The following is an 18,673-nucleotide window of genomic DNA, read 5'->3' on the forward strand; positions in this document are numbered from 1 at the left end:
GTCAAGGCGTCACCGGTCGCGCCACGAGTACCGGGGCACGTATCCGAGCTGCTCGGCGGCCTTGTCGATCGACAGCAACGTCTCGAACTCCCCCAGCTCCTTGCGCAGCGGCACACCCGGGAACCAGGCCGCCGCGAGCTCCGCGGACGGAATGGTCAGCCCGGTGTCCGCGGCCGAGACCGCGTAGACCTCGAAGCCCGGAGCGCCCTTCTCCAGCGCGAGCGCCACCGCGAGCGCGGCGTCGCGCGCGTCGACGTAGGAGCCGATCAGGTCGCGGCGGTAGTCCAGCTCCCCGGCCCGCTCGAACGAGCCGTACCCGTCCTCGGCCACGACGTTGGTGAAGCGCAGCGCGCTGATCGACAGCTCCGGGTCCCAGCGCACGAGCTGGCCCGCGATCGTCTCCTCCACGACCTTCCCCAGCCCGTACGTGTTGTTCGCGGCCGTGTAGCCCTCGTCGACCGGCAGGTACGGCGGCGGCTCGTCGAACGGGAACCCCATCGCGTTGATGCTCGAGGCGTAGACGATCTTCTTGATACCGGCCCGGTGGGCGCCGTGGAGGACGTTGAAGGTGACGGCCGTGTTGTGCTGGAACGTGGCGGCGTCGGGGACGAGCCCGTTGACGGGGATCGCGGCGAGGTGGACGAGCGCGTCGACGCCGTCGTGGCGGAAGGTGACGCCGAGGAGCGCATCGAGCGCCTGCCCGTAGTCGCTCAGGTCGACCCGGGTGAACGCGGGGCCGCGCGGTCCGTCGACGTCGAACCCGACCACGTCGTGCCCGTCGGCCTCCAGCCGTGCGGTGACGGCGCGCCCGATCTTGCCAGTGCTCCCGGTGACAGCGATGTGCATGAGCTGATCGTCGACCACGCGCGGGACGCACCACGGCGGATGTGACGGCCGGCACAGACCCCCGCCCTGGCCCAACGCGGGGCCCACCCGATCCCGTCTCCCCTGACATGGGGATTCGCCGGTGGTGCGCCGCGCTGGGACTGCTCGCCGTGCTCGCCGGGTGCGCCGATCCGGTCAGCCGGACGCCCGCGCCGCCCTACGACGCCGTCCCGGCCGGCGTCGTGGTGCTCGAGCTCCTCGACATGCGGACGACGCACGCGGACGCGGTGCTGGGCGACCGGCACGACGTCATCGCCTTCGCCGGGCGGCTCGTCACCTACGACCCCGAGGCCGCCGGCACCCTGCGCGAACAGGCCGACACCCACGACTTCGGCGCGACCACGCTGCTGGCGTTCCTCTCGGGCGTGGGGTGCGACGTCCCGCAGGACGCCCAGTTGACCCGGGCCCGTGGCGGCTCCGACTTCACGTTCCGGTTCCGGGACGTGACCGAGTACGACAACTGCACCGAGCCCAAGGGGTCCCTCGTGGTGTTCGCGCTCCCGAAGGAGGACGTGCCCCCGGACGTCACGCTCGGCGGCTACCCGCCGCGCCCGCCCGGGGCGGGCAGGCTCGTCGAGTTCGTGCCGCTCGGCACCCGCTCCCCCGCGCCGGAGGTGCTCGCGGCCGAGGTCAGCCAACCCGACCAGGCGCAGCGGTTCCTCGCGCAGTTCCCCGACCAGCTCCCCTCGCACCGCAGCGGGTGGGAACGGCCGTACGAGGGAAGGCTCTTCGCGTTCGTGCTGCCCGGCTGCCCCGAGGAGGAGGCCGTGGCGCTCGTCGTGGAACCCGAACGGCTGGCCGCCGAGCCGACCGAAGGCAGGCGCCCGGACTGCGGACCGGACGAGTACGTGCTCGCGGTGTTCGCGCTCGACGCCGGGGACGTCCCACCGCAGGCGCGCATCGGCGGCACCTGACGTGCGGATCAGCCGGGGTTGCCGAAATCCTCGGGCGAGGCGTTGTCGAGGAAGCGGCGGAACTGCTCCAGCTCCTCGTGCTCCGAGGACGTGTCCCCCGCATCGTCGTCCTCGTCGTCCGCCCCCACCATGCCGACCTCGGCCACCGCCGCCTCGTCGAGCACGGCGTCCTCGGCCTCGATCCGCGCGTCGACCTGCAGCGCCATCGCCACCGCGTCGCTCACGCGGGCCGACACCCGCACGTCGTCGTCGAACACGAGCTCGGCGTGGAACACGCTGTCGCGCAGCATCGTGATGCGCACGAGCTGCAACGTGCGGTTGAACGCGCGCACGACGTCGAGGATCAGCTGGTGGGTCTGCGGCCGGGGCAGCTCCACGCGGCGGCGTGCGAGCTCGATCGCCGTGGCCTCCGGCACGCCCACCCACACCGGCAGCACGCGGCGACGCCCGCCCGCCTCCTGCAGCAGCAGCACCGGCTGCACCGCCATCGGGTCCCTGCCGAGCGCGACCACCCGCATCTCCTGCACGGCGACCCCCTTCCGGCTCCCGCTCCCACGGTTCCGCGCCGGGCACGCTCCGTCAACCGAGTCGGGGGTATCCGCCGCATCTCAGCGAGCCACGACAGGCCGCGAATCCAGCGCCCGCTGTTTCCGGACCGCGAGCGCCATCAGCGCGAGCCGGTGCAACGCACACGGGTGCTTGGCCGCCGGGTAGCCGGTACCACCGCGGGTGCACCCGCGGCAGCGGCCACTCGCGTCCGCCCCGTGCGCGACCAGCAGGCGGGCGATCACGTCCGGCATCAGGGCCAGCTGCTCGGCCATCCGCTCGTACCGCCGGTGGGTCTCGGTGCTGATCGGTTGCACAGTCCACTCCTCGCTCGCCGATTCGGAGGCGACACCAGCCTATCGCGAACGATGCGACCGATGCGACATACGGGCCCGATCCGACGACCACCCGACCTAGCGTGCGGGTGTGGGCAACGAGGAGCCGCTGATCAGCTCCGGGGACGTGGCGCGCCGACTGGGCGTGACCACGCGCGCCGTCGGGCGGTGGGTCGCCCGCGGCATGCTCACGCCCGCAGTGACGACTCCGGGCGGGCGCTACCGGTTCCGCTGGTCCGAGGTGCAGGCGCAGCTGCGCGAACTCCGTCAGAAGGACGAGTAGCCGCTCACGCGGCAGCCGCGGCGCGGCGCAGGGCGCGGTAGAGCATCTTCGGCTCCCCCAGCCGCCTGCGCAGCTCGCGCTCCAGCCCGGCGATGGGGTAGAGGTTCTGCGGGGCGCGGGAGTCCTTGTACTCGGTGGAGGCGAAGCGCGGCAGGGTGGCCTGGCTGCGCGCGGCCTGCGCCACAGCCTCGGCGGGTGGGAGGTCGGCGCTGCACTCGACCCGCACGATGCCGGCCCACGGCGCGCCCGGCCGGCACGGCAGGCGCAGGTACCAGGTGTGGCGCTCCCACGAGCTGCCGAGCCGGAACACCGGGGTGCGTTGCCCCGTGCGCAGCGCCGACACGACGCCGCCGAGCTGCGGGGGCAGGTAGTCGCTGCGGTGGGTCTTCACGAAGCCGACGGCCCGGGGCAGGTGCTGGCGCCCGCGCAGGGGGCCGTCGACGACGAGGAGGTCGTCGGCCACGCCGTGCTCGCCGCGGGCGGCGGCCGCCGCGGCGAGTTCGGTGTCGGCGAGCTCGCGCTGCAGGGCGAGGCTGAGCAGCTGGGCCGGGGCGACGTCAGGGTGCGGCGCGGTGCGGGTGGCCCGGTAGGTGCCCGCGGTGGTGCGCACGTCCTCGGCGGCGTCGGCGGTGGTGAACATGCCCCGCCGGACGTCGGCCGCCACCAGGTGCGCTCCGCCGTCGCGGCAGCAGCAGATCACGCCGGCCGCGTACGACGCGCAGAGGGCAGGCGCGGCGTCGGGTGTGCCGTCCTCCAGCCACAGTTGCGCGTCGACCCGGCGCACGCCGTCGACGAACAGCACGGCCTCCGGCGCGACGGCGGCGGGATCGGCGTCGATCGGCTGCCATTCGGCCGAGGGCAGCTCGACGTCCAGCGCCACCTGGGCGGCCGACTCACCGCGCTCGGCGTCCAGGCTGGTGCCGTAGGAGGGGTCCCACGGGTCGACGGCGAACTTCACGGCGCCTCCCGGGTGACGCGCGAGGTGCGCTGGTCGCGGGTGACGGCGAAGCGCACCGGCACGCGCTCGGCGAGCGCCGGCACGTGCGTGACCACGCCGACCATGCGGTCGCCGCGGGTGGCGAGGTTCTCCAGGGTGCTCGCGACGACGTCGAGGTTGGCCTCGTCGAGGGTGCCGAAGCCCTCGTCCAGGAAGATCGACTCCAGGTGGGCGGCGCCCTCCGCGGCCAGGCCCGCCATCTGCGCCGACAGCGCCAGGGCGAGCGCAAGGCTCGCCTGGAACGTCTCGCCGCCGGACAGGGTCTTGACCGGCCGGCGCGCGTCGGCGTCGGCGTGGTCGATCACGAGGAACTCGCCGCCCTCGTGGGTGAGCGCGAACTGCCCGCCCGACAGCTCCGCGAGGCTCTCCGAGGCATCGGCCACCAGCGCGTCCAGCGCGGAGGCGACGAGCCAGCGCGGGAAGCCGTCGGAGCGCAGCAGCTGGCCGAGGAGCTTGGCGACCTGCTGGGCCGACTCGGCCTCGTCGCGGTCGGCCCGGATCCGCGCCGCGGCGGCCCGCCGCTCGGCCACCCGCTCCCGGGCCGCCCGCGCCCGTTCCAGCGCCGCAGCCACCGCTGCCGGGGCCGTCTCGCCGAGCGGGTCGGCGGCGGGCACCCGATGGGCGTCCAGGTCGTCGGCGATGCGGCGCTCGACGGCGGCACGGGCCGCGCGCGCGTCCCGTGCGGCGGTGGCCGCGTCCGCGAGGCGCCCGGCGCGGGCCTCGGCCTCCCGGTGGGCCCAGCCGGTGAGCTCCTGCCAGGCCGTGAGCAGCTCGTCGCCGCCGACGGCGGGGGCGCCGAGCGGCACCAGCGGGTCGCGGGCGGCGCGCAGCCCGTCCCACGCGGCGGTGACCTCGCGGGCCACCTCGTCGGCCGTGCGTTCCGCGGAACGCGCCTCCGTGCGGGCCGTGCGCAGCTGCGCGTCGGCCTGCCGGACGGCGGCCTCGAGCGCGTCGAGCCGTTCCAGCTCCGCGGCGGCGTCCTGGTCGGACGGCGCCCCGCGCAGTGCCTCGTGCAGCTGGGCGGCCCGCCGCTCGGCCGCGTCGACGGCGCTGCGGGCCTCCTGCTCGGCACGGGCGGCCGCGGTCTCGTCGCGGTGCCGTTCGGCGGCGGCGCGTTCGGCGGCCCGCCACGCCTGCTCGGCGGTGTGGCGCTCACGCTCGGCCGCGGCGACGGCCGCCCGGGCGGCGGGCAGGGTGCTCTCCCGCGTGGCCGCTTCGGCCCGGGCCCACCCGACTAACGCGGTCCAACCCGCGAGCACGTCGCTGCCGGCGGGCGCGGGGGCGCCGAAGGGCACGAGCGGGTCGCGCGCGGCGCGCAGCCCGGCCGCGGCCGCGTCGACCTCGGCGCGCAACTCCTCGACCGCTGCCGCGGCGGCGTCCCGGTGGCGACGCGCGGTGCGCACGGCCTCGGCGGCGGCCTCGGCCTCGGCGCCCAGGCGGTCGAGCTCGGCGAGCGCCGCGTCGAGCTCCGCCGCCTCCCCACCCCCCGTGAGTGGATACGAGTGCTGGAGCACTCGTATCCACTCACGGCTGGGAGCGGGCAGGGCCTCGGTGAGCGCCGCGCGGAGCCGGTCGCGCGCCGCGTCGAGCCGCTCCAGCTCGCCGCGGGCGCGTTCCCGCACGGAGATCGCGGTGGCCTCCTCCCGGCGCGCCTCGTCGTGGATGCGCCCGGCCTCGGCCACGGCCTCCTCGGCGGCGGCGAGATCGCCGCCCGGCGCGGCGGGCGGCGGCAGGGTGGCCACGGTCTGCGCGCACACGGGGCACGCGTCGCCCACGTCGAGGGCGGGCCGCAGCGTGGCCGCGAGGTCGGCGCGCAGGGCCAGCCGGTGGCGTTCCTGGGCGTGGTCGAGCCGGTGCCGCGCCTCCGCGACGGCCGCGGCTGCCGCCTGCACCGCCTCCTCGGCCCGGGTGACCTGCGTGGCAGCCGTGCCGCGCTCGACCTCGATCCGGTCGAGCTCGCGCCGGTCGCGCACGGCCTGCTCGAGCGGGCCACGGGCGGGGGCGGCGGCGAGTGCGGTGCGCGCGGCGGCGTCGGCGCTCTCCGAGCGTTCCAGTGCGGCCGTGGCCGCGGCCAGCGCGGTGTCGGCGGCGGCCCGGCGCTCCTGGAGCGCGTCCAGCCCGGCAGGCACGGCCAGCGCGGCGAGCGCGTCGCGCTCGGCCACCAGCCTGCGCACCGCCTCCTGTCGCTCGGCGAGCAGCGCGGAGGCGGCGTCGCGCGCGGTGCGGGCCTCCTCCATCCCCGCACGTGCGTCGGCGGCGTCGCCCGCGGCCGTGGTGTACGCCGCGGCGGCCTTCTCGTGGCGCTCCCGCGCCCCGGGCAGCTCCGCGGTGATCGTGGCGAGTTCGGCGTGGTCGCGGCGCGCCTGTTCGAGGGGTCCGCGGGCGGGCGCGGCGGCGAGCCGCTCCCGGGCGGCGGTGTCGGCGGCCTCGGCCGCGGCGGCCCGCTCGGCGGCGACCGCCCGCTGCTCGACGGCGGTGCGACGGCGGGCGTCGAGGTCCTCGAGGCCGTCCGGCACCGCGAGGGCGGCGAGCCGGGCCTGCTCCGCGCGCAGTTGCCCGGCCCCCGCCTCGGCCGACTCGAGCGCCGCCGACGCCGCGGCGAGCTCCGGCACGGCCGCGCCGACGCGGTCGGCCAGCTCCGCGAGCTCGGCCACCCGGGCTGCTGCCTCCTCCTCGGCCTCCTCGGTGGAGTCGGCGTAGGCGGACAGCTGCTCGGCCAGCACCTCGGCGCGCTGGCGCTGGGCCGCCGCCTCGCTGTTGGCCTCGCGGGCGATCACGTCGTAGACGCCGAGCCCGAGGATGCGCACCAGCTTCTCCTGGCGCTTGCGGGGCTCGGTGTGCAGGAACTCGGCGAACTCGCCCTGCGGCAGCACCACGCACGTGCAGAAGTCGCCGAAGGGCAGCCCGAGCAGCTCCTCCACGGCCTTGGTGACGGGGCCGGCGCCGTCGGCGAGCGGCTCGCTCTCCTCGTCGACACCCCCCGTGCCCGACGGGTCGCGCAGCCGCTCCAGCCGCGCGCCGCGCACGGACACGCTCCCGCTCGCCGCCCGCCGCAGCTCCCGCGCCACGACGTAGCGGGCGCCGCCGACGTCGAACACGAGGCGGACGGTGCCGCGGTTGACGGTGGGCGCGAGCGCGAGCGCCACGGTGCGGCTGTTGTCCCAGCGCGGCACCGACCCGTAGAGCGCGAACGTGAGGGCGTCGATCACGGTGGACTTGCCCGCGCCGGTGGGTCCGACGAAGGCGAAGTAGTCGGCGCCGGTGAAGTCGACGGTGGTGGGTTCGCGGAACGAGCCGAACCCGGCCATCTCCAGCAGGACCGGACGCATCAGCTCGCTCCCGTGACGCGGTCGTGCAGGCGGGCGAACAGCTGCTCGACCCGTGGGTCGGCCACCCCCCGGGTGCCGAGGTACTCGCGGAACAGCTCCGACGGGGAGCGCTCCGGGCCGGTGGCGGGCCGGGCGGTGGCCACGGGAGCGGCGAACTCCGGGTCGATCCGCACCTCGAGGGCGCCCGGGAGCAGCGCCACCACCTCCTCGCGCAGCCCGGCGCGCGCGGGCTCGCGCACCCAGACGCGCAGGTAGTCGTCCCCCGCCTGCTCGGCGAGCGCGGCCAGCTCGGCGACCGTGCCGCGGACGGTGCGCAGCCTGCGCCCGGACGTGATCGGGATGTCGGTGACCTTCGCGGGCGTGCCGGGCGAGGCCTCGACGAGGCAGACGACCGGGGTGTTGTCCTGCTCGCCGAAGTCGATGGCGAGCGGCGCCCCGCAGTAGTGCACCGGGCAGGGCGCGTCGATGCGCTGGCGGCGGTGCAGGTGCCCGAGGGCCACGTAGTGGGACTCGACGGGGAAGATCGTGGCGGGCACCGCGTACTCGAAGATCGACTGCGCGGCGCGCTCGCCACCGCCGAACACGCCGTTGAGCACGGTGAGGTGGGCCATCACGAGGTTGACCGCGTCGTCGCGGAACCCGGCGGTGAGGGCGCCGAGGATGTCGCGCAGGTGCTGGTCGTACTCGTTGGTGTTCTCGGCGGGCGTGTTGGCCACCAGCTCGGCGGCGCGCACCGCGTAGCGCTGCGAGAGGAACGGCAGCACGGCCACCGTGGCCCGCTCCCCCGTGGACCGCGCGGTGAACTCCACGACGCCGCCGCGCGCCGCCGTGCGCACGGTGCCGACCAGCGTGATACCCGCGGCGCCCGCGAGCGGCCGGTAGGCGTCGATGGCGGCGGGGTGGTCGTGGTTGCCCGCGATCGCGATGACCGCGGCGCCGTCGCGGGCGAGCCCCATCAGGGTGCGGACCACGAGCTGCTGGGCCTGCGCGGAGGGCGCCGCGGTGTCGTAGAGATCGCCGGCCACGAGCACCGCGTCGACCTCGTGCTCCCGCGCGATGCCCACGATCTCGCGGAGCACCTGCTCCTGCTCCTCGAGCCGGGAGCGGCCCTTGAGCGTCTTGCCGACGTGCCAGTCGGACGTGTGCAGCAGTCGCATCGAGCGGATCGTAAGGGTGGCACCCGACGGGTCCGGGGACGCGCGCCGGTGCGTCGGCCGAACAGACGTTCGCGTGCGCCGAGAGGCTCGGCTACTCCGGCGTGTTGGGCCCGCCGACGCGGTACGGCGTGCTGACGCCCTCGTACATCAGGTGCGCCAGCAGCCCCTCCACGGCGTGCGGCAGGTTGTGGCAGTGGTCGGTCCAGACCCCGGGGTTGTCGGCCACGAACGCGATCTCGTAGGTCTCGCCGTCGCCGACCTGCAGGGTGTCGACCCACCACGGGCTGCCGGTGGCGGGCACGCCGTCGCGCGAGAGCACCACGGCGTGGTGGCCGTGCAGGTGCATGGGGTGGCCGTCGCCGCTGCGGTTCTCCAGCCGCATCCGCACGACGTCGCCCTCGGCGACCGTGAACATCGGGACGTCCGGGTAGGTGTGGCCGTTGATCGTCCACCACATCCCCGGCACGCCGTCGAGGAAGCCGGGGCTGCGCCCGATCACGTACCGGAACGACCGGGAGGCGGCGGCCGGATCGACGCCCAGCGGGGCCGGGGTGCCGTAGGTGAGCAGGTCCAGCTCGGCGACCGGGCGCGGCGCCGGGGCCGGGACCCGCTCGCCCACCAGCACGGCCGCCCCGCCCAGCTCGACGCGCGCGGGTGCCACGACCTCCAGGTCGGCACGGGCGCCACCGGTGATCTCGACGGCGACGTCGCGGAGCTCGCCGGGCTCGTGCACGTCGGTACCGTCCACGGCCACCACCCGCACCGGCGAGCCGGGCACCCACGCCGACATCGGCGCGTTGTCGGTGTTGATCACGCGGACGCGTACCCGCTCGCCGTCCACCGCGTCCACGTGGGTCTCGCCGCCGCGCCCGTTCACGGTGCGGGTGCCGTCGTAGAGGTGCACGAGGGCGAGCTCGTCCCGCGTGCCCACCCCGCCCGGTGGCGTCACGACGAGAGCGCCGAGCAGACCCCGCCGCACCTGCTCGTGGGAGACCTGGTGGGAGTGGTACCAGAACGTGCCCGCCCGGTTCACCCGGAACCGGTAGGTGTGGGAGCCCCCGACCGGCACCGCGTCCTGGGTCACCCCGGCGACGCCGTCCTCGGCGTTCGGGACGTCGACGCCGTGCCAGTGCAGCGTGGTGCCGTCCGCCACCGACTCGTTGACCAGGCGCACCTGCACGAGCTGCCCGAGCTCGGCGCGGATCACCGGTCCCGGCGACGTGCCGTTGAGCGTGTAGCCCGCGGGGCCCTCGCGCACCACCAGCTCCACGTCGACGTCGGCGGGCTCCCCGACCGGCCCGGTGAGCGTCTCCACGCTGCGCCCGCCCGCGTGGACGCCGTGCCCGGCGTGCCCGGTGGAACCGCGCCCGTCGTCGGGGATCCCCATGTCCGTCACCGCGTAGGTGGCGGGCAGCAGGCTCGCCTGCCAGAGCCAGGCGAGCGGCACGAGCACGACGCCGGTGGCGAGGAGGGCGGCGAGCAGACGCCGCGCGGGCACCTACGCGACGCCCGCGGTGCCGGGCGCCACGACGTCGTCCGCTGCGCGCAGAGCGGTCTCGGACCGGCGGGCGGCGACCACCGCGAGCGAGAACAGCACGAGCGCCACGGCACCGTGCAGCAGCCCGAGCACGGGAGCGCCGTGACCGAAGATCCCCAGCAGCACCTGGACGACGACGGTCAGCAGTACCAGCCCGGCCCAGAGGACGCCGCCGGGGATCCCGGCGAAGAACGAGCTGAGCAGCAGGAGCAGCGCGATCAGCGGGAGGATCATCTGGCCGTTGATGCCGTGGACCATGAAGCCGGCCACGCCGGTGAACTCCGTCGACTCGCTCTCCATCGCGGCGGCGTCGAGCACCCCGCCCTGGCTGATCCAGGCGCCGAGCCCGGCGACGGCGAACGCGATCGCGGCGGCCTGGACGACGACCTCGAGCGCGACGAGGTAGGCGAGCACGCGGTAGACCGACTTCATGGCGATTCCTCCCGCCGCGGGGTGTCGGCGGGCAACTCGCCTGCGGCCGGTTCGCCGTTACCGCAGCTCTTCTGCCGTCGTGAGTGGATACGAGTGCTGGAGCACTCGTATCCACTCACGGCTCTACTCGGCCAGCCGGGCGAGCATGAGCATGGCGACGTCGTCGGCCGCCCGGTCGGGCCCGAGGAGCTGGAACATCACCTCGCCGCACACGAGCTCGGCCGACCCCGCCCGCACGGCGTCGCACAGCCTGTCGAACCCCTCGTCGAGCGACACACCCCGGCGCTCGACGAGGCCGTCGGTGTAGAGCAGCAGGCCCTGCCCGGGCGCCAGCGCGAGTTTCGTGGTGCGCCGGCGGCGTGCGGGCCCGACGCCCACCGGCAGGTCGGGCGGGAGGTCGACCAGCTCGGCCGGCCGGTCGGGCGCCACCGTGACGGGCGGAGGGTGGCCGGCGCAGGACATCACGACCTCGTCGCGCCGCGGGGACACGACGGCGCACAGGACCGTGGCCATCACCCCGGGCTCGAAGTGCCGGACGTGCTCGTCGAGGCGGTCGAGCAGGTCGGAGGGGTCGTCGGTCTGCAGGGCGAACGCGCGCAGCGCCGTACGGAGCCTGCCCATCGACACGGCGGCGCCTATTCCGCGCCCCGCCACGTCGCCGACCACCACGAAGATGCTCCCGGACGGCACCTCGAAGACGTCGTACCAGTCTCCGCCGACCTCGCCGCCGCCCCCGGGCACGTAGCGGGCGGCGAACTCCATCCCGGGCACGGTGGGCAGGCCCGCGGGCAGGAGGCTGCGCTGCAGCACTGCCGCGGCGGTGCGCGAGACGTACGTCTGCCGACTCTGGGTGGCGATGGCCACCCGGTCGCCGGCGAGCACGAGCAGGTCGACCTCCTCCTGCGTGAACCGGCGGGTGCTGAGGCTGCCGACGTGCATCACGCCGATCACCTCGCCCGCCGACAGCAGCGGCACGCCGAGCATCGAGCGGATGCCCTTCTCACGCAGGATCGGGTTGAGGACGTTGGTGTGGTCGACGCTCTCCAGCGTCACGGGCGCCTTCTCCGCGGCGATCCGGCCCGCGAAGCCCTTGCCGAGCGGGATCCGGACGCCCTGGCGCACCTCCTCCTCGATGCCGCGGGCGGCCGTCGCGACGAGGTACTGCCCGGACGGGTCCAGCAGGAGCACGGCGGCCGTGTCGACGTCGAGCAGTCCGATCACGCGGTCGAGCAGTTCCAACAGCAGCTCTTCGACGCTGAGGTGGCTGAGGCTGGAATCGGTGATCGCCTCGATGCGACGCATCCGCTCTTGCGGAACCGCAGTGCCCTTCACCATCCGCGGAGCCTATCCCCCCGACGGCCGATGCAGCGCGAGTCCGCCACCCGGGGCACGGGGCTGGTCAAGGTGGCACAGCAGGAGTAGAAGCGACCCACCCCACGGAAGGAGAGCGGGATGCATGGCGTCGTGCACTTCGAGATCCCCGCGGACGACGTCCCCCGGGCGAAGGAGTTCTACGGCTCGGTCTTCGGCTGGCAGCTGCAGGACATGCCCGAGATGGACTACACGATCGTCCACACGGCCGACGTCGACGAGCAGACCCAGATGCCCACCGCGCCGGGCGCGATCAACGGCGGGCTCATGCGCCGCACCGCGGAGACCCCGGCCCCGGTCCTCACGATCGACGTCGAGTCGATCGACGAGGCGCTCGCCCAGGTGGAGGCCGCGGGCGGGCGGGTGGTGCGCCCGCGCACCGAGATCCCGGGCATGGGTGCGTTCGCCTACTTCACCGACCCGGAGGGCAACACGCTGGGGCTGTGGGAGAACGCCTGATCCAAGGGCTGGGTCGGCCGGTCAGAAGGGGGCGTCGTCGTCCTCGTCGGGCGGGGCGGCCGGGAGCCGGGCGAACGGGTCGCGCGGCGCGTGGCCGTTGGCCGCGCCTGTGCTGCCGTTCGTGCCGTTCGCGCTCCCGTTCGGAGTCGTCGGCGGTCCGGCCGACTCCGACAGCCGGGTGGCCCACGCCGGGAACGGGAACTCGACGGCGAGCGGCACCGGGATCTCCGGCTGCGAGACGAACATCGTGCCGGGCTTGGCGAGCGTGGCCCGCTGGCGCTGCGAGGGCGGGAGGAAGCCGTACTCCGGCCGTCCGGCCTCCGCGGGGTCGAGCCTCCCGACGACCTTGACCGACGAGTTGGAGACGATCCGCCGCTCGACCTCGCTGGCCGTCTGCTGGGCCCCGATGAGGATGATGCCCAGCGACCGGCCGCGTTCGGCGATGTCGAGCAGCACCTCCTTGATCGGGCTGGAGCCCTCGCGGGGGGCGTACTTGTTCAGCTCGTCGATCATGGTGAAGAGCAGCCCGCCCGGACCGGCGGCTTCCTTCTTGCGGGTCTCGGCGGCCAGCACCACGCCCACGACGAACCGCTGCGCGCGCTCGGGGAGGTTGTGCAGGTCGACGACCGTGACCTGGTGGGCGTCGGTGCTCACCCGGCGCCCCGGCGAGTCGGTGAGGTCGCCGCGCACGATCGAGCGCAGCGGCCGCAGGCTGGAGCGCAGCCGCCGCAGGAACGCGTTGATCGTGCCGGTGCCGGTGACCGGGCCGGCCCAGTCGCGCCGCTCGTCCTCGTCGGTGAGGCGATCGGAGACGAACTCGATCAGGTCGTCGTAGGTGCGCAGCACCTTGCCCGCGACGACCACCGCCCCGTCCCCGACCGGCGTGGCCTCCCGCTTGAGGCGCGCGGCCACCTGGTGGATCACCATCGTGTACTGGTTGCGCTCGTCCTCGGCGTCGGCGAAGACGTAGGGCAGCAGCTCCTCGGCGCAGAACTCGGCGAGGGTCCACCAGAATGCGCTCACGCCGCTGGTGCGGCCGCTCACGAACGGCCGGCCGGACAGGTCGTCGGGCGTGGGCGGGGCGAAGAACCCGGCGGACGTGAACGGTCCCGCGGGCAGCCCGACCGTGGCGTAGGCCGCCACCAGGTCCTCGTCCAGCTTGGTGTTGGTGTGGTCGAGGAACAGCAGGTCCTCGCCCTTGACGCTGAAAACCAGGGCCTTCGCGTTCACCGACCGGCGCCCGAGCACCCCGCTGCGGAAGATCGAGTAGAGCAGGAAGAGCGCGAAGCTGGTCTTCGTCGCCACGCCGGAGATGCCGCTGATCGAGACGTGCCCGCCGCGCGTGCCGTCGAGGAACTCCAGGTTCACGTAGATCGGGTCGCCGTCGCGGCCGAGCCCGACCGGCACCTTGAGGTCCATCTTGTCGAAGTACAGCGCCTGCGCCCGTTCCTCGCCGGTGGCGCGGGAGGCGAGGGAGCCGGGTGTGGGCGGCACGTAGCACTCCGGCTCGACCCGCGTGGTGGTCACCTCGGCGATCTCCTGCACCTGGGCGGGCAGCACGCCGTCGGCGATCAGGAACACGTCCGACCCGAACGTCGCACCCTCGTGGCGGGCCCGCACCTCGGTGACGACACCCGCCGTCACCACGTCGCCGATGCCGGGCACCGGGCGCCGGGTGACCACGACGTCGTCCAGCTGCAGGTACTGCTCGGGCGCGAGCGCCACGCTGAACTGCAGCGGCGTGGAGTCCTCCGTGCCGACCACGCGGCCGACGGCGGAGGCGGATGCGTCGGACAGGGCTCCTCCAAAGTTCGGACGGCCGGGCCGACGATAGCGACAGGTGCGCCGGCGGACGTGGCAGGTCGTCCGGCGCGCCGGGCGACCTGCGAAAACGACCATGGACCACGACCTACCCCAGCCCGATCTCCGCGGGTAATGTTCCGATCACCTTGAGTGAGGAGCGCTGGATGTCGTCCGAGGAGCTCGAACGGCTCGTCGTCCGGCTGCTGGAACGGATGTGCCGGGTGATGTGGGGGTTCGCCCCGCGGATGATCCCGCACATCGTCCGGCGGCTGGGGCCGGGCCGCTCCGTGCTGTGGTTCGGCGTCAACATGCCGCGCCTGCTGTGGACGATGCACGTGTTCGGCCCGGTGCGCACCCACCTGGCCGCGGTGGCCGTCTCCCTCCACAACGGCTGCACCTACTGCGCCTACGGCCACGCGTTCGCCCTGGAGCTGATCTACCTGCGCGACCGCGGGCACCTGTTCCCGGTGGACGCCCGCACGCTCGCGAGCTGGCAGGGCCTGCCGCCGCGGGAGCTGGCCCGGCGGCTGAGGCAGGTGCTGCAGGAGGCGGGGCTGCACGCCGAGGTGCTCTGGGTCGACCGCACGCTGGCGCTGGCCGCGGGCGCCGCCCGGCCCGTCGACGCCGACGAGGCGCGGATCGCCCACCTGGTGCGCATGCTCGGCCGGATGAACCGGATCGCCGTCGAGGCGGGCGTGGAGCCGGACGAGGCGCAGAACCCGGTCAACAAGGACACCGGCCTCAAGCGGCGCTACGCGGAGCTGCGCGCCGCGAGCTGACCTCCAGAATCGGCGGATGGCCGACGACACCTGCGATCCGACCGTCCTCTACCGCGTGCGCGACGGCGCCTACGCCGCCGACCTGCTCATCGCGGCCGTCGCGGAGTTCGACCTGTTCACGTGGCTGGCGGCCCACGGCCCGGTGCCCGCCGCCGAGCTGTGCGCCGCGCTCGGCATGGCGGAGCGTCCGGCCGACGTCCTGCTGACCTACTGCGCGGCCCTCGGGCTCGTCGACCGCGACCTCGACGCCGGCGACCGGGTGGCGCTCGCCCCGCTGGGCCGCCACCTCGTCGCAGGCACGCCCCACGACCTGCGCGCCTACTACGGCTCCCTGGCCGAACGGCCCGCGGTGCGCGAGCTGGCCGGCGTGCTGCGCACCGGCACCCCGGCGGCGTGGGCGAGCGCCCGCCCGGGCGGCGAGCACGACCCGGACTGGTCCGGGCGGCTCGCCGACCCGTCCTTCGCCGGCCGGATCACGGCCGCCATGGACGCCCGCGGCGCGTTCCTCGCTCCGGCGCTCGCCAGGGCGATCGCCGACGTGCCGATCACCGCGCTGCTCGACGTCGCAGGCAGCTCGGGGATCTACGCGGGCGCCGTGCTGGCCGGGCGGCCGCAGGCGCGGGCTGCGGTGTTCGAACGGGCGCCGGTGGACATGGCGGCGCGGACGCTCGTGCGGGATCGTGGCCTCGCCGACCACGTCGAGGTGATCACCGGCGACATGTTCTCCGACCCGTTCCCCACCGGGTTCGACGCGCACCTGTACTCCCACGTCCTGCACGACTGGGACGCCCCGCGCGTGCAGCAACTCCTCGACTCGTCGTTCGCGGCGCTACCTCCCGGCGGCCTCCTGCTCGACCACGACACCCACGTCGACGCCGGCAAGCGCGGACCCCTGCCCGTGGCGGAGTACTCGGTGCTGCTGATGCACTCGACCCCCGGGAAGTGCTGGTCGGTGCGCGAGCTGGCCGAGATGGCCGGGCGCGCCGGGTTCGTCGACGTCGAGCACCGGCCGACGGCCGGCGACCGGGGCGTGCTGCTCGCCCGCAAGCCGGCCCGATGACCTGACGCGGACCGCTGGACGATCAGCGCCGGGCCGGCGTCAACTGCGGGCCAGCCGCTCCACGATCCGCTGGTAGAGGCCGTCCGCCGCCCAGAGCCGGTGCCGCTTCCACACGGTCTGCCACGGGCCGAACTCGGCGGGCAGGTCGCGCCACGAACACCCGGTGCGGTACCGCCAGAGGATGGCCTCGAGGGTCTGCCGGTGGTCGCGCCACGGGCGGCCCCGGCGCCCCTCGCTCGACGGGAGCTCCGGCTCGATGAGCTGCCAGAGCTCGTCGCTGATCGCCTCCGCGGGGTGACCCCGCGTATTTGAGAGACAGCTCGCTGTGGTGTGGAGCGTCGGCCCGGGCCCGGCGGGGGCGCACCCCCCGAACTCGACGAGCGCGTCGAACGTCACGGTGGCGGGCGGGAGCGCGGAGCCCGGGTGCGGCCGCAGGCCGTCGAGGACGAGCGCGAGGTGGCGCCGCCAGCCGTCGGGGGCGATCTGCGCGGCGGCAGGCACCACCTGCTGGAACGAGAACATCAGGAGCACGACGTCGGCCATCTCGACGTCGGCGCGCACCACGCCCTGGCGCTGGGCGCGCTCGAGGAGGGTGCCGACCAGCCGCAGGCCCTGTTCGCCGATCTCGTCGAGCGCGGGAGAGCGCGGCTTCCCGCGGGCCACGAGGTCGGCGAACGCCTGGTCAGCGGCGAATGTGGAGCAGATCTCGGTGAAGAAGCGCACCAACGCCTCCCACGCGTCCGGGATCTGCAGCACCTCGTCCCCGAGCTGCTGCAGCTCGGTGCCGTAGTCGGCGAAGACCGCCTCCCAGAGCGCCTCCCGGGTGGGGAAGTGGCGGTAGAGGGTGGCGTTGCCCACACCGGCGCGGCGGGCGATCTCCCCCAGCGAGGCGTCCAGCCCCTGCTCGCGCATGACGAGCTTGGCCGCGTCGAGCAGCCGCTGCCGGTTGCGCCGCGCATCGCTGCGCAGCGACGGCCTCACGTCGGGAGCCACGCCCATGGCCGGTTATTGTATCGACAAAACGTGGACGGCCCCCCGCTTCCGGCGGTACGCTGTCCGCAGTTTATCCGGGGAAGGATCCCCGCTTCCGTCGGCGCAGCGTCGCGCGGCACCACCTCCATTGGTCTCGAGGGGCACGTTCATGACCAAGTCGCTGGACGGCGAGCTCGCGCGCCCGGACACCGCCGTGGACGATCGGGGCCCGGGCGACGCCCGGCCGGCCCCGCCGCGCAGCGCTCCGCCGCCCCCGCCGGCACCCGAGTCACCTGCGGCTCCCCCGGCCACCGGGTGGGGCGTGCCGCTCGCCGTGCTGATCACGGGCATGTTCATGTCCGTCCTCGACCTGAGCATCGTCAACGTCGCGATCCCGTCGATCCGCCGCGACCTGGGCGCCAGCATCGAGAGCGTCCAGTGGATCAGCACGGCCTACAGCCTCACCGAGGGTGTCATGGTGCCGGCCAGCGCGTGGCTGGGCGCGCGGTTCGGGCTCAAGCGCCTCTACGTGGCGCTGATCGTGCTGTTCACGATCGCGTCCCTGCTCTGCGCGCTGTCCACCGGCCTCACCGCGCTGATCGGGTTCCGGATCCTGCAGGCGATCCCCGGTGGGGTCCTCCCCGTCACCTGCATGACGATCCTGTTCCGGATCGTGCCCAAGGAGAAGCTGGGCGCCGCCATGGGCATGTACGGGCTCGGCATCGTCGTCGCGCCCGGCATCGGCCCCACCCTCGGCGGCTACCTCGTGGAGCACACGAGCTGGCAGGTGATCTTCCTGATCAACGTGCCGGTCGGCATCCTCGGCGCGATCGCCGCCGCCATCTGGCTCACCAAATTCCCGGCCGAGCCGGGCCGGCCCTTCGACTTCATCGGCTTCGGCTTCATCGCCGCCAGCCTGTTCTCCCTGCTCCTCGCACTGGAGGAGGGCGACAACTGGGGCTGGGGCGACTACCGCACCGTGATGCTGTTCCTCGGCGCGGCCGTGTTCATGGCGCTGTTCATCGTGGTCGAGCTGCACGTCGAGCACCCGGTCCTCGACATCCGCGTCTTCAGGCACTGGCCGTTCGTCAACTCGCTCCTGCTGATCAGCACGATGTCGATCGGTCTGTTCGCGGTGCTGTTCTACGTCCCGTCGTTCCTGCAGGACGCCCAGGGCTGGACACCCCTGAACACCGGCATCACCCTGCTGCCGCAGGCCCTCGCGATGGCGCTGCTCATGCCGTTCGCCGGCGTGCTCTACGACAAGGTCGGCGCCCGCTGGCCCGCGGCGATCGGGTTGGCGCTGGTCGGCTCGGGCATCCTGTTGCTGTCCCGGATCAACGTCGACATCACGCGCGGGGAGCTGATCCTCGGCATGGTCGTCATGGCCACCGGGATGGCCCTGGGCATGATGCCGATCATGACGGGCGGGCTGTCGGTCCTCCCGCCCGCGATCACCGACAGCGGCAGCGCGGTCAACACGCTCATGCAGCGCGTGAGCTCGGCGCTGGGGCTGGCCATGATGACCGCGCTGGTCCAGGAGAACAGCGCGCAGTTCATGGCCGACCGGTCCAGCCTGATGGAGCCCGGCGCCAACACCGAGCTCACGCAGATGCAGCAGCAGGGCACCGAGGGCATGCTCCCGCTCTTCCAGGAGGTGTCCGGCCAGGTGCAGGCCGCCGCCTACAGCAGCGGGTTCTTCATCGCGGGCTCGCTCACGCTGATCGGCGTGGTCCTCGCCCTGTTCCTGCGCTCCGGCAAGCCCGCCGCGGGCGCGGAGAAGCCGATGGCCCACTGAACCACGGGTCGGGACC

Annotated in this window: 17 protein-coding genes; 6 read left to right on the top strand and 11 right to left on the bottom strand. The window is 74.3% G+C overall.

Annotated features, from left to right (window positions below; all coding sequences use genetic code 11):
- Positions 1 to 9 precede the first annotated feature (9 nt).
- Positions 10 to 846: an NAD-dependent epimerase/dehydratase family protein gene (locus ACFPL3_RS11535; RefSeq protein ID WP_343947144.1), complete on the bottom strand. Its 837-nt coding sequence runs from the start codon at positions 844 to 846 to the stop codon at positions 10 to 12.
- Positions 847 to 953: 107 nt separating this feature from the next.
- Here ACFPL3_RS11535 and ACFPL3_RS11540 point away from each other — a divergent pair, with 107 nt between their 5' ends.
- The gene (locus tag ACFPL3_RS11540; protein ID WP_343947142.1) at positions 954 to 1,799 is read left to right on the top strand and encodes a hypothetical protein; all 846 of its coding nucleotides are present in this window, start codon (positions 954 to 956) and stop codon (positions 1,797 to 1,799) included.
- Between the two features lie 8 nt (positions 1,800 to 1,807).
- On the opposite strand, the gene ACFPL3_RS11545 is transcribed toward ACFPL3_RS11540, so the two are convergent.
- Both ACFPL3_RS11545 and ACFPL3_RS11550 read right to left on the bottom strand, forming a co-directional pair.
- Positions 1,808 to 2,326: a bifunctional nuclease family protein gene (locus ACFPL3_RS11545; protein WP_343947140.1), complete on the bottom strand. Its 519-nt coding sequence runs from the start codon at positions 2,324 to 2,326 to the stop codon at positions 1,808 to 1,810.
- A gap of 81 nt (positions 2,327 to 2,407) precedes the next feature.
- A complete protein-coding gene (locus tag ACFPL3_RS11550) occupies positions 2,408 to 2,662 on the bottom strand; it encodes a hypothetical protein (RefSeq protein WP_343947139.1) in 255 nt (84 codons plus the stop codon).
- 109 nt (positions 2,663 to 2,771) lie between these two features.
- On the opposite strand from ACFPL3_RS11550, the gene ACFPL3_RS11555 reads away from it, so the two are divergent.
- Positions 2,772 to 2,963 carry a MerR family DNA-binding transcriptional regulator gene (locus ACFPL3_RS11555; protein ID WP_343947138.1) on the top strand — a complete coding sequence of 64 codons (192 nt, stop codon included), beginning with the start codon at positions 2,772 to 2,774 and terminating at the stop codon, positions 2,961 to 2,963.
- Positions 2,964 to 2,967: 4 nt separating this feature from the next.
- On the opposite strand, the gene ACFPL3_RS11560 is transcribed toward ACFPL3_RS11555, so the two are convergent.
- The 6 genes from ACFPL3_RS11560 to ACFPL3_RS11585 form a co-directional block, all read right to left on the bottom strand.
- A complete protein-coding gene (locus ACFPL3_RS11560) occupies positions 2,968 to 3,921 on the bottom strand; it encodes a hypothetical protein (protein WP_343947137.1) in 954 nt (317 codons plus the stop codon).
- Positions 3,918 to 7,289, bottom strand: coding sequence for an AAA family ATPase (locus tag ACFPL3_RS11565; protein ID WP_379588888.1), 3,372 nt, complete (start codon positions 7,287 to 7,289; stop codon positions 3,918 to 3,920). Before ACFPL3_RS11565 ends, ACFPL3_RS11560 begins: the two co-directional genes overlap by 4 nt.
- Entirely contained in the window at positions 7,289 to 8,446 is a 1,158-nt protein-coding gene (locus ACFPL3_RS11570) for a metallophosphoesterase family protein (RefSeq protein ID WP_343939755.1), read from the bottom strand. Before ACFPL3_RS11570 ends, ACFPL3_RS11565 begins: the two co-directional genes overlap by 1 nt.
- Before the next feature lie 91 nt (positions 8,447 to 8,537).
- The gene (locus ACFPL3_RS11575) at positions 8,538 to 9,944 is read right to left on the bottom strand and encodes a multicopper oxidase family protein (RefSeq protein ID WP_343939757.1); all 1,407 of its coding nucleotides are present in this window, start codon (positions 9,942 to 9,944) and stop codon (positions 8,538 to 8,540) included.
- Entirely contained in the window at positions 9,945 to 10,415 is a 471-nt protein-coding gene (locus ACFPL3_RS11580; protein ID WP_343939759.1) for a hypothetical protein, read from the bottom strand.
- A gap of 123 nt (positions 10,416 to 10,538) precedes the next feature.
- Positions 10,539 to 11,750 (bottom strand): PP2C family protein-serine/threonine phosphatase, encoded by a 1,212-nt coding sequence (locus ACFPL3_RS11585; RefSeq protein ID WP_343939761.1) that lies wholly within the window; start codon positions 11,748 to 11,750, stop codon positions 10,539 to 10,541.
- 117 nt (positions 11,751 to 11,867) lie between these two features.
- Between ACFPL3_RS11585 and ACFPL3_RS11590 the strand changes: the two genes are divergently transcribed.
- Complete coding sequence (locus tag ACFPL3_RS11590; RefSeq protein WP_343939762.1) at positions 11,868 to 12,245, top strand: VOC family protein; 378 nt, start codon at positions 11,868 to 11,870, stop codon at positions 12,243 to 12,245.
- Between the two features lie 21 nt (positions 12,246 to 12,266).
- Here ACFPL3_RS11590 and ACFPL3_RS11595 read toward each other — a convergent pair whose 3' ends face one another.
- Positions 12,267 to 14,009: an ATP-binding protein gene (locus tag ACFPL3_RS11595; RefSeq protein WP_343939764.1), complete on the bottom strand. Its 1,743-nt coding sequence runs from the start codon at positions 14,007 to 14,009 to the stop codon at positions 12,267 to 12,269.
- 203 nt (positions 14,010 to 14,212) lie between these two features.
- Between ACFPL3_RS11595 and ACFPL3_RS11600 the strand changes: the two genes are divergently transcribed.
- Both ACFPL3_RS11600 and ACFPL3_RS11605 read left to right on the top strand, forming a co-directional pair.
- Complete coding sequence (locus ACFPL3_RS11600) at positions 14,213 to 14,827, top strand: carboxymuconolactone decarboxylase family protein (protein ID WP_343939766.1); 615 nt, start codon at positions 14,213 to 14,215, stop codon at positions 14,825 to 14,827.
- A gap of 16 nt (positions 14,828 to 14,843) precedes the next feature.
- Positions 14,844 to 15,887, top strand: a complete 1,044-nt coding sequence (locus ACFPL3_RS11605; RefSeq protein WP_343939768.1) for a methyltransferase — start codon at positions 14,844 to 14,846, stop codon at positions 15,885 to 15,887.
- Between the two features lie 39 nt (positions 15,888 to 15,926).
- On the opposite strand, the gene ACFPL3_RS11610 is transcribed toward ACFPL3_RS11605, so the two are convergent.
- On the bottom strand, positions 15,927 to 16,886 hold the full coding sequence (locus tag ACFPL3_RS11610) for a transposase (RefSeq protein WP_379588892.1): 960 nt from the start codon (positions 16,884 to 16,886) through the stop codon (positions 15,927 to 15,929).
- Positions 16,887 to 17,028: 142 nt separating this feature from the next.
- Between ACFPL3_RS11610 and ACFPL3_RS11615 the strand changes: the two genes are divergently transcribed.
- Positions 17,029 to 18,657 (top strand): MDR family MFS transporter, encoded by a 1,629-nt coding sequence (locus ACFPL3_RS11615; protein ID WP_343939770.1) that lies wholly within the window; start codon positions 17,029 to 17,031, stop codon positions 18,655 to 18,657.
- Positions 18,658 to 18,673: the final 16 nt, after the last annotated feature.

Source organism: Pseudonocardia zijingensis, from assembly GCF_042657305.1.
Lineage (GTDB): Bacteria > Actinomycetota > Actinomycetes > Mycobacteriales > Pseudonocardiaceae > Pseudonocardia > Pseudonocardia zijingensis.

Bases quoted from the DNA above. Each gene is read 5' to 3' on its own strand.
- ACFPL3_RS11535 (WP_343947144.1), bottom strand. From the start codon at position 846: ATGCACATCGCTGTCACCGGGAGCACTGGCAAGATCGGGCGCGCCGTC.
- ACFPL3_RS11540 (WP_343947142.1), top strand. From the start codon at position 954: ATGGGGATTCGCCGGTGGTGCGCCGCGCTGGGACTGCTCGCCGTGCTC.
- ACFPL3_RS11565 (WP_379588888.1), bottom strand. From the start codon at position 7,289: ATGCGTCCGGTCCTGCTGGAGATGGCCGGGTTCGGCTCGTTCCGCGAA.
- ACFPL3_RS11570 (WP_343939755.1), bottom strand. From the start codon at position 8,446: ATGCGACTGCTGCACACGTCCGACTGGCACGTCGGCAAGACGCTCAAG.
- ACFPL3_RS11580 (WP_343939759.1), bottom strand. From the start codon at position 10,415: ATGAAGTCGGTCTACCGCGTGCTCGCCTACCTCGTCGCGCTCGAGGTC.
- ACFPL3_RS11585 (WP_343939761.1), bottom strand. From the start codon at position 11,750: ATGGTGAAGGGCACTGCGGTTCCGCAAGAGCGGATGCGTCGCATCGAG.
- ACFPL3_RS11590 (WP_343939762.1), top strand. From the start codon at position 11,868: ATGCATGGCGTCGTGCACTTCGAGATCCCCGCGGACGACGTCCCCCGG.
- ACFPL3_RS11600 (WP_343939766.1), top strand. From the start codon at position 14,213: ATGTCGTCCGAGGAGCTCGAACGGCTCGTCGTCCGGCTGCTGGAACGG.
- ACFPL3_RS11605 (WP_343939768.1), top strand. From the start codon at position 14,844: ATGGCCGACGACACCTGCGATCCGACCGTCCTCTACCGCGTGCGCGAC.
- ACFPL3_RS11610 (WP_379588892.1), bottom strand. From the start codon at position 16,886: ATGGGCGTGGCTCCCGACGTGAGGCCGTCGCTGCGCAGCGATGCGCGG.
- ACFPL3_RS11615 (WP_343939770.1), top strand. From the start codon at position 17,029: ATGACCAAGTCGCTGGACGGCGAGCTCGCGCGCCCGGACACCGCCGTG.